Origin of the sequence: Acholeplasma granularum ATCC 19168, assembly GCF_000526235.1 — a bacterium.
Classification (GTDB): domain Bacteria; phylum Bacillota_I; class Bacilli_A; order Acholeplasmatales; family Acholeplasmataceae; genus Acholeplasma; species Acholeplasma granularum.
On the sequence record NZ_JAFR01000007.1, the window covers coordinates 197692 to 211086 of the forward strand.

At 29.6% G+C, this 13395-nt stretch carries 13 protein-coding genes and 1 tRNA gene; 1 reads left to right on the plus strand and 13 read right to left on the minus strand.

The window, feature by feature from the left end; translation table 11 throughout:
- Window positions 1–96: 96 nt before the first annotated feature.
- Genes G324_RS0102865 through G324_RS0102880 form a run of 4 tightly spaced genes read right to left on the minus strand, consistent with a single transcriptional unit; the run spans window position 97 to window position 4314 of the window.
- Complete coding sequence (locus tag G324_RS0102865) at window positions 97–852, minus strand: ABC transporter ATP-binding protein (protein WP_425393914.1); 756 nt, start codon at window positions 850–852, stop codon at window positions 97–99.
- Window positions 842–2350: an ABC transporter ATP-binding protein gene (locus G324_RS0102870; RefSeq protein WP_245587887.1), complete on the minus strand. Its 1509-nt coding sequence runs from the start codon at window positions 2348–2350 to the stop codon at window positions 842–844. The genes G324_RS0102865 and G324_RS0102870 overlap by 11 nt, the downstream gene beginning before the upstream one ends.
- Window positions 2334–3371 carry a branched-chain amino acid ABC transporter permease gene (locus G324_RS0102875; RefSeq protein WP_025724899.1) on the minus strand — a complete coding sequence of 346 codons (1038 nt, stop codon included), beginning with the start codon at window positions 3369–3371 and terminating at the stop codon, window positions 2334–2336. Before G324_RS0102875 ends, G324_RS0102870 begins: the two co-directional genes overlap by 17 nt.
- A gap of 1 nt (window position 3372) precedes the next feature.
- Window positions 3373–4314 (minus strand): branched-chain amino acid ABC transporter permease, encoded by a 942-nt coding sequence (locus tag G324_RS0102880; RefSeq protein WP_162146840.1) that lies wholly within the window; start codon window positions 4312–4314, stop codon window positions 3373–3375.
- Window positions 4315–4556: 242 nt separating this feature from the next.
- On the opposite strand from G324_RS0102880, the gene G324_RS0102885 reads away from it, so the two are divergent.
- Entirely contained in the window at window positions 4557–5177 is a 621-nt protein-coding gene (locus tag G324_RS0102885; protein ID WP_025724901.1) for a TetR/AcrR family transcriptional regulator, read from the plus strand.
- A gap of 35 nt (window positions 5178–5212) precedes the next feature.
- Here G324_RS0102885 and G324_RS0102890 read toward each other — a convergent pair whose 3' ends face one another.
- The 9 genes from G324_RS0102890 to G324_RS0102925 form a co-directional block, all read right to left on the minus strand.
- Complete coding sequence (locus G324_RS0102890; protein ID WP_025724902.1) at window positions 5213–6397, minus strand: acetate/propionate family kinase; 1185 nt, start codon at window positions 6395–6397, stop codon at window positions 5213–5215.
- A gap of 75 nt (window positions 6398–6472) precedes the next feature.
- Window positions 6473–7147: a PAQR family membrane homeostasis protein TrhA gene (gene trhA, locus G324_RS0102895; RefSeq protein WP_025724903.1), complete on the minus strand. Its 675-nt coding sequence runs from the start codon at window positions 7145–7147 to the stop codon at window positions 6473–6475.
- Between the two features lie 4 nt (window positions 7148–7151).
- Window positions 7152–7673, minus strand: a complete 522-nt coding sequence (locus G324_RS0102900) for a tRNA (cytidine(34)-2'-O)-methyltransferase (RefSeq protein WP_025724904.1) — start codon at window positions 7671–7673, stop codon at window positions 7152–7154.
- Window positions 7670–9076, minus strand: coding sequence for an MATE family efflux transporter (locus G324_RS0102905; RefSeq protein ID WP_162146841.1), 1407 nt, complete (start codon window positions 9074–9076; stop codon window positions 7670–7672). Before G324_RS0102905 ends, G324_RS0102900 begins: the two co-directional genes overlap by 4 nt.
- A 29-nt stretch (window positions 9077–9105) precedes the next feature.
- On the minus strand, window positions 9106–10542 hold the full coding sequence (locus tag G324_RS0102910; RefSeq protein WP_025724906.1) for a nicotinate phosphoribosyltransferase: 1437 nt from the start codon (window positions 10540–10542) through the stop codon (window positions 9106–9108).
- Window positions 10543–10626: 84 nt separating this feature from the next.
- On the minus strand, window positions 10627–11799 hold the full coding sequence (locus tag G324_RS0102915) for a PTS sugar transporter subunit IIC (RefSeq protein WP_025724907.1): 1173 nt from the start codon (window positions 11797–11799) through the stop codon (window positions 10627–10629).
- A 559-nt stretch (window positions 11800–12358) separates the two neighbouring features.
- Entirely contained in the window at window positions 12359–12811 is a 453-nt protein-coding gene (locus G324_RS0102920) for a hypothetical protein (RefSeq protein WP_035357174.1), read from the minus strand.
- Between the two features lie 122 nt (window positions 12812–12933).
- Window positions 12934–13080 carry an IS3 family transposase gene (locus G324_RS08180; protein WP_084027074.1) on the minus strand — a complete coding sequence of 49 codons (147 nt, stop codon included), beginning with the start codon at window positions 13078–13080 and terminating at the stop codon, window positions 12934–12936.
- 161 nt (window positions 13081–13241) lie between these two features.
- Window positions 13242–13325: transfer RNA gene (locus tag G324_RS0102925), tRNA-Leu, on the minus strand.
- Window positions 13326–13395: the final 70 nt, after the last annotated feature.

Here is a 13395-nt window from a genome sequence, read left to right on the forward strand (position 1 = left end):
TTTTTACGCAAAATATTGCGTTTTTCTTTCTTTATTTATATTATAACATGAAAACGCTTACTGTGAACCTTTATTCATATTTTTCTTGAAAGAAAATTAATTGTTACTTCCAAGATAAGTACTAATAAGTGATTCATCATTTAAAATGTCTTTTGCCTTACCATGAGATTTAACTTTTCCAACCTCTAATAAATAAACATAGTCAGCAATTTTAAGTGTTTGCTTAGCATTTTGTTCAACGATGAGTATTGTTCTACCATCTTCTTTAATCTTTTTAATTATATTAAATATATCTTTAATAATAAGTGGTGCAAGCCCTAGTGATGGTTCATCAAGTAATAAGAACTCTGGAGAACCCATAAGTGCACGTCCAATGGCTAACATTTGTTGCTCTCCACCTGAAAGTGTAGATGCTTGTTGTTTGCGACGTTCTTTTAGGATTGGAAAGTATGAGTATACTTCTTCTAAATTATTTTGTAGAAGAAACTTTCTTTTCTTCTTAATACCATCTTCTTTAACAGATTTAATTGAGTAAGCTCCAACCATCAAATTTTCTTCAACTGTTAGACCATTTAAAATCATACGACCTTCAGGTGATTGCATAATACCTTTTTTTACTATCTCATATGATGGTAAGTTTTGTATTTCTACCCCGTTGTAAATAATTTTTCCTGATTTAACCTTTGTTAATCCAGAAATAGACCTAATTGTAGATGTTTTACCAGCACCATTTGCTCCTAGTAGTGCAACAATTGAACCTTTAGGTACAACCATACTTACACCTTTAACAGCTTTAACAATGCCATAATCAATTTCTAAATCCTTGATTTCTAGTAGTATATTATTCATCATCTTCTTCTCCTAAATAAGCTACTCTCACATCATGGTTCAATTGTATTTCACGTGGCACATCAAGTGCAAGTTTTTTACCAAATGAGATCGCACATACACGTTCGCAAATACTCATAACTAATCCCATATCATGCTCTACAAGGAAAATTGTAACTTTATATTTTTCATTAATTTCTTTAATGACATTGGCCAGATCGATTGTTTCATGATCATTAAGCCCAGCTGCAGGCTCATCAAGAATAATTAAACTTGGATCAGTCATTAAAGTTCTTGCAAGTTCCACTTTTTTTAGTACACCATATGGTAGACCATAAGGTGATCTAAACGCGTATTCTTCAATTTTTAAGTCCTTTAGTATTTTATAACCCTTAGTTCTTAGTACCATTTCTTCACGTTTTGTTCGATTAGAGTTGACCATATGTTCTAAGTAATCAGTTAATAACAATGAGTGACCGGCAACTAATAAGTTATCTAATACAGTTAATTCCCAAATAAGTTCAACGTTTTGAAATGATCTTGCAATACCTTCATGAATAATATCATGTGTTTGAAGTTTATTTAAATCAACAATATCATTTTCCTTATTTCTAAAATAAATACTTCCGCCAGTAGATTTATAAAACTGAGTTATACAGTTAAATACAGTTGTTTTACCTGCACCATTTGGTCCAATCAAACCAAATATTTCACCTTTTCTAACTTCAAAACTCAAATCATTTACAGCCTTGATACCACCAAAATACATTTTAAGACCACGCACTGATAATTGAATGTTCCCATCACTATAAATTGCTATTTTATTTTCTAAAGATTCTTTTTTATGTGTTAATTCTATTTTTTGTTTTTCACTTAAGTTTTTTTGAACTAATTGATTATCTATTTCAACAAGCAACTGTTTTTCTTCTTTTAGGGTAGTTAAATTTCTTTCATTAATTTTATCGTTTAATTCTTTTATTAATAATTCGAACTTTTCTTGTTTTTTATTTATTTTATCGATCAAATTAATTGTCTTAATATTTAACTTTTCAAATTTTACATTCATTTTTTCAATACGAGCTTTTCTTAAGTTCGTTTGTTTTTCTATAATTTTACTGAATTTTGATTTTTCATCTTCAGTATATGTTAGATTTGAATATTTTATTCCTAATAATCTTGAATACTCATTTCTATCTTCTAATGCTTTACCATCATAAACACTTAATAAAGAATCTAGATTTTCCATAGATTTGTTTTTGTTTTTAAATCTTCGGCGTTTCCAATATGCTTTTTTGTCATATTGTTCTAATTTCTTAGTAATTATTTCACTGTTATGATGAATACCTTCTAATCTCTTATTGGCAACATTTGTATCCTCAGTAAAATATCTATCAATTTCTATTAGTTTTTTACTCTTATATTCTTCTAGTTTTTTCTTGTATTCATACTCAAGACCAATTAAATAATTTAATTTTAGTTGAGTGCGGCGTCTTTTAACAGTATCCTTATTCATCATTGCCATAATATGACACCTTCACTTTCTTAATTAACTTTTTAATACCTTTTTTGATATCACTAAATAGTTGTACCAACCCACCAGGATAAAACATTACTACAACAATAATTAAGACACCATTTAAAATAATGGAATAGGTTCCCAGATTAAATCTTTGGAATACCGCTAGATCTAATCCAAATATAACAAACGTTCCTAAAATAATACCCCAAATTGATTTTGTACCCCCAATAATTACCGCTGCAAGTATATTTAAAGCAAATGTTAATCCAACAGAGTTAACGTTTGCATTTCTTAAATAAAGCATACTTAATACACCTGCTAGTGTTCCATATATACCTGAAATAACAAATGAAAATAAACGATATTTTAATAATTTAATACCCATAGTTTGTGCGGCTGTATCACTATTTTTAATAGATAATAGCGCACGACCAGTTGGAGATTTAATTAAGTTATAAATGACTATCATACCAATCACTAAGAAAATAGCAGTAAATATGATTGCATCGTTTGCCAATAAACGATATCCAAAAATTTCTAAAGGCTTTGGATTTTCACCACTTAAAAAGCCACCTGTTGTTCCTGATGCATAATTAGGAATATTGCGAATAACTTCTACTACAATTTGTGATAAACCCATTGTAACAATTGCTAGATACATTCCTGAAATTCTTAAACTGACAAATCCAAAGAGTATGGACACAAAAATAGAAATAATTATTACAACAACAATTGCAATTAGCAATGGTTGATCTAAATATCTATAAACATAGTGTAAACCAAATGAACCTATCCCAACAAAAGCTCCTGTTCCTAAAGATGCCAACCCACCATATCCTAGTAAAAGTGCAAATCCTAAACCAGCAAGTGCATAATATGAAGTCATTACTATTGCAGAATGTAGGCTTGGTGTAAATAGGCTAGATGCTAAACTAAATATCACCAAAACAATTCCCACCATAACAAAAGCAAATTGAGGTTTTTTAATAATTGGCATTATTTTCTCATTAAGTAATCTTTTCATGTCAAACCTTCTTCATAGTTTTTTTACCAAATATACCATTTGGTTTAAGTAATACAATTAGCATGATTGCTAGATAGATAATTACATTACCCCACTGTGCCAATCCATATTTGACTAAGATCATCGGGATTCCAACTTGGCCAAAGTTTAATAAGAATGCTCCAATTAACGGACCATAGAATGTTGAAAAACCTCCTAAGATTGAAGCATAAAATGCATCAATTTGCATAGGTGTCATTGCTGCTATTGTAAGTGAGGATATCGCAGCTGTATAAGTTATCGCTGATAATGCACCTAATGCACCAGCAATACCCCAACTTAAAGCATTAATTCTATTTGTATTTACACCCATTAATCCGGCAACACGCTCATTAGATGCAACACTTCTAACAGCGAGTCCCCACTTAGTATATTTAAGCGTTAAGAATAACCCAATAATAATAACAGATGAAATCGCTAAAGTAATTAAACGGTGAGCGGGTATAAATATTCCTGAATTGAAAAGTTCAACTGTACTTTCAGTAAACTTAAAACTTGCTCTTGTTGTTGTAGGTCCAAAAACAAGTGGAATTACTCCCGTTAAGACTATTACTAGTCCCATAGTAATGATTTGTTTTGTAGCAGCATTAGTATATTTAGCATTTCTAAATATAACAACATCAATTAAGTACCCTGCAATAAAAGATACGAGCATACCTCCTAAAATAGGTAGTATTAGAGTTAATGGATTATTAATTGAAACACTAGGTAGTCCAGTTAAATCACTTACACCTTGTTGATCAATTAAATAACTTGTTGTATAAGCACCTAAAATACCCAACATACCTTGAGCAAAATTTGTTGTTGTACTTGTCTTAAAAATTAAAACAATCCCAAAAGTCGCTAAAGACAAGAATGAGAAAGTTATAAGCGCATTTGTAATCATATTCAAAATCGGTATCATTTCTATCCTTTCACATGTTAACCTTATATTTGCATCTACTACTTGCGATGTTAACATTAACGTTAAAAAAACTATTGTAACATGAATATTTATTCAGTTACATCTTAACATGTTTTAATTTATAAAGTCAATACTTTAATCAAAAAATATGTAATCGTTTACATTACAAATTATAACTGTGCACTTTATTACTTGTAATTTAAAGTATATTCATATAAAATGGTTATCAGGAGAATACAATCATGAAAATTAACTCAATTCGCTTACCAAAAACAGCTACTGGATATAAATCATTCCATAGAATAATTGATGTATCAAGAAAACTTTTTGCAGAAAAAGGATTTTTGGCAACATCTACTAATCAAATTATTTCTGAGGCAAAAGTTGCTATCGGTACTTTTTATATTTACTTTGATGATAAACGTGCAGTTTATGACTATTTATTAAACGATTACTCTAAAAGAATTCGTAAAGAAATTCAAACAAAGGTTAAAGATCTTCCAACACGCTATGAAAAGGAACGTGAAGGTTTACGCGCTTTTATTAATTTCTCGCTTCAAGACCGATTAAGTTATAGAATTATTTGGGAATCAATGTTTGTAGATAGAACACTTTTTATAGAATATTATTCTAACTTTGCTGAAGTCTACTCAAAACAACTTCAAATTGCAGTCGAATCTGGTGAAGTGGATAAAAATATCGATTTAGAAACTTTATCTTTCGCACTTATGGGTATATCAAATTTTGTTGGGCTACAAGTTGTTTTTAAAGAAAAAATCACAGATGAAGAAATTGATCTAATTATTAATAATGTGATGTATTTCTTACAAAACGGTATGTTCAATATGCCTCTTAAAAAATAAAAACTGAAAGTTCATACTTTCAGTTTTATTTTGTCTTAATTACTATTTTGAAGACGTAAGACATCACGTGCAATCATTACTTCTTCGTTTGTAGGTATAACCCAGATTTTAACTTTAGAATCTTTATGTTGTATTTCTTTATCGCCTCTTGAGTTATTCTTTTCATCATCAATAATGATTCCTAAAACCTCAAGACGTTTACATACTAAGCTACGTACTTCTTTAGCATTTTCACCAATACCTGCGGTGAATACTAAAGCATCAAGTCCACCTAATAATACATAATATGATGCAATATAGTCAACAATACGTTTCGCTTGAATATCAAGTGCTAATTTAGCTCTATGATTTCCTTCGTTTGCTGCCGATACTATATCTCTAGAGTCATGTGATACACCAGAAATACCTAAATAACCACTCTTTTTATTGAGTTCATTTAATGTTTTTTCTAAAGAATATCCTTCTTTTTGTTGCATTAATTGGAAAATTGATGGATCAACATTACCGCTTCTAGTTCCCATTGGGAAACCTTCAAGTGGTGTAAGTCCCATAGATGTATCAATACTCTTTCCATTTAATACTGCTGTAACAGATGCTCCATTACCAATATGTGCAACAATAATTTTTGATTCTTCTTTACCTAATCGTTTTTGTGCTTCCTCAGATACATATTGGTGTGATGTACCATGGAATCCATATTTTCTAACACCATGTTTTTCATACCATTCATAAGGTGTACCATATAAAAAGTTAACTTCTGGCATTGTTTGGTGGAAAGTTGTATCAAATACAGCAACATGTAGTACATTTGGTATTGCTTTTCTAAATGCGTTAATACCAATGATATTTGCCGGATTATGTAATGGTGCTAAGTCATTTAAAGCTGCAATCTTTAAAACAACATCATCGTCAATTACAACAGACTCTTTAAATGTTTCACCACCTTGAACTACTCGGTGTCCAACCCCTTGAATTTCATCTAGTGATGAAATAATCTTATGTTCTAATAAACCTTTAATAACTAAATCAACTGCAACAGAGTGATCTAAAACAACTAAATCAGATTGTTTGCTTGAACTACCATTAAAATTTATTTTGAACTCTGCATTTTTATTTCCAATTCTTTCAACTAATCCTGAAGCTATTTCGAATTCTTCAGGCATTTGTAATAATTGGAATTTTAAACTGGAACTACCTGCATTTACTGATAAAATTTTCATAATCATTACCTTCCTATCTATAAAGATTTTAACTTAACATGAATGATTATTCAAGTGTTAAATTAATTTTGTATTTTAAACGATAAAATAATTGTATATTGCAAGAAATTGCAAAATTGTACCCATTCCTACGAAAATATGCCAAATAAAGTGAAAATATTCTTTATTTGATTTTTTATAGAATATAACACCTAATGAATAACTTAAACCACCAAGTAAGATTAACCACATTGAAGCCATACTAAAATGGTATAAATCATACATAAAATATAATCCACTCCATCCGATAAGTAAGAATATAATTACGTGCATAGTTTGAAACTTATAAACCCAAATAGATTTCAATATGATACCCAATAAAATTAATAACCATTGACCAATAAATAAAGACAATCCTATACTAATAAAATTTTCTATTCCAAATAGTGGTTCTTGAAAACTCGGAAGTAACAAAAATATTGGTGCAAACGTTCCACCTATTAACATATAAATTGATATATGATCAAATCTTTTAAATAAACCCTTAGCTTTAGTAAAACTAAGTGCATGATACAATGTGGAACTTATATATAGTAAAAACATTGATAATCCAAAAACAATTGATGCTGCCAGTTGCCACCCATTTTGTGACTTTATAATCATCATTATAAGTGCAAATATTGCAAATAAAGCCATCACACCATGAGAGATACTATTTGCTATTTCCTCGCCAATTGTCTGTGCTCTTTTTATTTTTTTTTCTTTACTCACTATTTTACTCCTTAAAGTTTTTTAAGTAATCTTTACCTTTGAGTGTATCGGGTTCAAACTCATATAAATCCGGATAGCCTAATTGTCTTAATACTTCAAAAACTGTAATAGCTACTGCATTTGATAAATTAAGACTTCTAATTTTATCATTTGTAGGTATTCTAAATGTATTAGACTCATTCTCACTCAAAAGTTTTCTATCTATACCATATGATTCAGATCCAAATACTAAATATATATCATGATTGATCTCATTGTACTTAGGGTCTGAATGACTTTTTTTACCATATCTTGAAAGGTAAAAATATGTTCCATGGTGATTTTTTTTGAAACTATCAAAATTAGGATGTATTTCAAAATTAAGGAAATCATAGTAATCTACTGCGCTACGTCTTAATTTTTTATCATCTATTTTAAAACCTAAAGGTTCAATTAAATGAAGTTTAACCCCAGTACCAACACAAGTACGCATTATATTACCAGTATTTTGTGGAATTTCTGGTTGACATAAAACTACATGAATCATGTTAATTGCTCACTTATCTCATCTTCTAAATTTACTCTAATATCAAGAGTTATATTTTTCCTTAAATAGAATACATAGAATACTGCTAATACGTTTGAAATATTCATTGCTGTCCATACTACAGAGTAACTCATTTGAGGGAAAATCCACCACAAGATAAAAAGAATTGGTATTCTTAATAACCATAACCTTATGGATTGTGCTTTCAATCCAATTTTTGATTGCCCACTTCCATTAAATATTGCCATATGATTTTGGAATATTGACATAAATGGTTGTGTCAATAAAAGCCAGAATGTGTATTGAATGGATATTTCAATTAATTTAGGATTAGAGTTTCCTACCAACATAATAACAAAATCTCTTCTAAATAAGATTGCAATAGATATAGCAACAACTGTAATAGTAAATGTTAGGAGTCCTGACTCTTTATAGGCTTGTAGGGCTCTTTCGGGTTGTTTATTTCCAATGTTTGTACCAATAAATACTGCACTAATTGTAGTGATAGCATATATTGGGTTCATAAGTAGGTTTGATAACTTATTACCTGTTGAAAAACTTGCAGAAACTACATCTCCAAACTGTGTTAATACGAATCCATTAATGATTAAAAAACCAAAAAATGTTACTGAATGAGATACAGTTGCAGGATATGCAAATGGCCATATTTCTTTTAGTGTGTCTAGTTTCGGTATTAAAGATTTTGGATTAATTTTGATATATTTTTTACTAGTTAATAGATCTATAATCATTAATGGTACAAAAACAAGGTTACCTATAACAGTAGACCATGCTGCACCTTCTACTCCTAAATTAAGTATTGATACAAAATACCAAGTCAGTATAATATTTAGGATAATACCCGATATATTTAATAAGGTTGGTATAATTGTGGAACCTTGAGCTTGTCTGATTGCTTGATAAACTAAGAAAAATATGACACCTACAAGTTCAAAACTTCTAATATTAAAATATACTAAGGCATTGTCAAATGTTTGCTCTTTAGCACCAAGAAGATCTATAAACAACCAAGAAAAACTAACTATTATCAGAGTTAATAATATACCAACAATAATAGCTATCATTAGTAATTGTCCGGAATATGATCTTGCTTTGTTTTCTTTCTTTGCACCTAGAAACTGGGATACTATTGCCATTGCTGCAATAGATAAACCTACTCCAATTGCTAAAATTAAATTATTAAACGACTCATGTATATTTAGTGCTGCAATTGCTGAATCGATTTGAGCTGTCGTAGCATTATCCATTCTTGCAATAAAGTATATATCAACCATACTATTAAAAGATTTAATAAGGTTGTTAATTAAAATCGGTAATGATAGAAGTAACATATAAAGCCAAATGCGTTTACCAGTTAACATTCTATATGTATTTTTTGACATGCCCTTTTCCATTTTTTGTATGCTATCCTTTAATGTTTATGTTGTGTGACTAATTCTTGTTTAATATCCCATAGTTTTTGAGATAAGTCAACATAGTATTCATGTGGGAACTTAAGTCTAATAACTTCTTTCCATAATTTTTCAAACATGACTTCTTTATGTTTTCTAATTTCATTGATTGTTGGTTTATTATAAACTAATTCACCTTCAATAAATATAGGAATTAATAATTTTTCAACTCTATAATTTTCAACTATCTTTTGCTTCCATGGATGTAGTGGATCAAATAAAGTATATGGTTTTGATGCATCAATTTCTTCATCAAATAAAGTAATTACATCAGCTATTGACATATCGTTTTCATCATAAAAACGGTATACTTGTTTAAATCCCGGTATTGTAGTTTTTGCAACATTATCAGAAATCTTAATTTTAGGTACAAGTTTACCATTATCTTCTATTGCTACAAGTTTAAAAACACCGCCAAATACTGCCTCACTTCGAGCTGTAATTAATCTTTCACCTACACCAAATGCATCAATTTGAGCATCTTGATGCACAATTAGATCTCTAATTAAAAACTCATCTAATGCATTTGATACTGTAATTTTAGTATCTGTTAATCCAGCCTCATCAAGCATAACTCTAACCTTTTTAGATAAATATGCTAGGTCCCCTGAATCAATTCTTACACCTTTTAAATATTTACCCATTGGTTTTAATACTTCGTTATGCACTCTAATTGCATTTGGAATGCCTTCATTTAAAGTATCATATGTATCAACTAAGAGTAAACAATTATCAGGATAATTTAGTGCATAGCTCTTAAATGCATCATACTCTGATTTAAAACTTTGTACATAAGAGTGTGCCATTGTTCCTGATGATGGAATACCAAACATAAAATCTGCTAAAGTATTTGATGTTCCTGTAACACCACCAATATAAGCACTTCTTGCACCAAGATTTGCAGCATCATAAGAATGCGCACGTCGCGCACCAAATTCAAAAACAGGTCTACCTTTAGCTTCTCTTACTATTCTTGAGGTTTTTGTTGCAATTAACGATTGATGATTTATAGAAAGTAGTATCATTGTTTCAATTAATTGACATTCAATTATTGGTCCTTTAATTGTAAGTAGTGGCTCATTAGGAAAAATCGGTGTACCTTCCTTCATCGCATAGACATCTGATGTAAACTTAAAATTTTCTAAATAATTTAAAAAACCTTCATTAAATATCTTTTTTTCTTTTAAAAATTTGATTGTTTCCTTATCAAACTTTAAATTTTCAATATAATCGATAATTGATTCTAGTCCTGCGAAGATTGCATATCCACCTTCATCAGGTATACTTCTAAAGAAAACATCAAACACTGCGATTTGATTATGGCGATTATCATTAAAATATGCATTGGACATTGTTAGTTCATAAAAGTCTGTTAATAACGCTAAATTTCTATTCATAAAAATCACTCCTTAAGTTATTTTAACACTTATTTTTTATAATTCTATAACTATTAAAAATGAATCCCAATTAAGGGATTATTTTTATATTGATGCGTCTAAAATTAGATCGTTTTCAGTATACCAATTCATCTTTATAAACAACATATCTAACCAAAAAACTAAAACTAATGGAAATATAACCATATATGCAATATATAACCATCCATTTAAAGAAAAGTTAGCTATGGTAAGTGGCTGTAATAACCCTACTAAGCCTGAGGTCCCCATACCTGCCCAAACAGCACTGAATTGATGACCAACAGGTATTAAATTAATAAACCATTGATAACCGTCAAATATAAAATACCCTAGAGGTGCAAGTACAAAACTTGCAATTAGTGATGGTATCCATGTTTGAGGTTTTTTCATAATGTTTTTAAATTGAAACATCGAACTTGCAAGTCCAACTGTAAATATTGTGCCAACATTATTCTTACGAATTGATTGAACAGAAAAACCAACCATTTGAGCACTACTTCCAATTGCAGCCGCACACATCGCAGCAATTGCAACAGAATCAGGAATAGCCATTGTATTACCAACGCCAAATGGAATTGAAAATACTGCAATTGCTACACCAGCACTACTTATAAATGGTAATGTAAGTAAAACTCCAAATATAAGTCCAATAAATGCAGATGTTGTAAATGGCTCTAGATTCATAAAGAATCTTATCGTTGCATAAATTGCTTCCATTAATCGATCAATTGGCCAAGATACTAAATATATTACTAAAACAGCTGATAAAATTGTCATGATTGGTATAAAAAATAAATCATATGAAGTCTTTTTCTTAAAGATAGACTTCATGATGAAATATACTCCAATTACAACCAAGTAAGCTGTTATCGGGTTATTAGAAACTGCCGTTGGATCAAACCATCCATGCATTGAAAAATCAACTTTTACGAGTGTTGCTATACCACCTGCAACAGCGAGCATAATTAACTTAAGACCATCTAATTTTAATGATAAACCAATACTTAAACCTATTCCCATACCTAATAAGGAAGTTAGAACAGGTGCTACTCTCATATTTAATACATCTATACCGGTGATAATACCAATAGTTTGTATAATGGCTCCTACAACAATTGTGCCAAATATACCAAATGTCATCGCATTTAATGTTGTTGTTAAAAATGCTTTGACTTTACTCCAGAATTGCGGTGTAGATGATGCCGAATCCACACCCATGTTACTAACTTTACTCATGTGTTTTCTCTTCTTTCTTTCTGAAATTTGTTTGACTATACTAATATAGCATTTTTACAAGAATAATGCATGAAAAACACTAAAAAAGGACTTCTAAAAAACATAAAACCATATTTGTTTCAAAAGTTGGTAAAATGTTTATTTTATAGTACTAGTAACTTTTAAAAAACATTACTTTTTTTCACCTTGTGCTTCAAATCTTTTTTCTTTATGTTAATATTTATTGGATAAATTTAACTAATACTAAACTTTTCCTATGCAAAAAAATAAAACTCATCATAAAAATAAAAAAGTCTCCTTATCTTTGGATTAAAGATCGTAATTATACATCTTTATTTTAAGATTCGGAAACTATTTTAAATTTATTTTGTGTTAGGCTACCTATTTTAATACAAATTAGCACCCCATCATTTTTTTTAGCACCCTTAACTGATTTTTAGCACCCCTAAAATGTGGCTCAACTAAGGCATTTTATTTTATATTGTTTTAATGGAAGCACTATATTCCAAAAGAGATTATTTTACTATCATTTTATCTTAGTTTATTGAGTTTCAGCAAGCTAATTATAAACTACTATATGATCATTATCTGCTACACTAGGCAAAAAACGATATTGTTCGATCATTTCTTCAAAGTTGCTTTTGCTATTTGATATAAGAATGTCAATTTGAAAATCATTACTTAAAAAAAGTCTAATATCTTTTAAATCATTCATTAATACTTGAGTAACTTGATTGCCTTCGATTTTATTTGAGATTTTTTTTATATTCTTCCAGAGATCATTGTTTGTTCCATCTTCATCTCCATTATCGTAGTCAAAAGTATGATAATCTTGTGATGTGACAAGTACCTGGTTATTTTTATGAATTCGATAGAAACACTGAATATGAAGTGAACTTGTAAAATCTTCTTTAGCAAAGTTCAAACACAACATATTAGCAACAAGTTTTATTCTTGTGAGTATTGAGTTATTAACGTCTTCAATTTTTAACATATCATTATTAATCATCATTTCTTCTCCACTTCTTGAAGCAAGGCTTCTAGTTTAAAATTATCTAAGGCATAGGGGTTTTGTACAATTTTAGCACCCTTGAATTGATACCATTTTCTTGTACTTTATGTTCTTTGTAGTTATTATATCATTTGTTGATTCATTAACCCATATTGAATAGGTGAATAACCACCTAGAGTTAATTTTATTCTTTCGTGATTATACCAATAGATATACTCATCAATTGTTCTTATTATATCAGATAATGATTTAACCTTTTGTGTTTTTATTGACCTTTCGTGTTTTTATTGACTATGAAAATTAAAAAGTTCTGAACTAACATACATAAAGTGATTCAAAAACTAGTGTTATTGAAAGAAAAAAGGGATTATCTCCCTATTTTCATATTCTTCATAGTTGATACTATTGTATCAATACTGTTGTGCAAATATGGTCCCCGTGACCGGACTCGAACCAGCACAGTGTGAACTACTTGATTTTGAGTCAAGCGCGTCTACCATTTCGCCACACGGGGATATTAAAGCAAGCCTTTATTACTTACTTTAACTTTTTATTTATAATTTTTAATTGATTTTCTAATATTA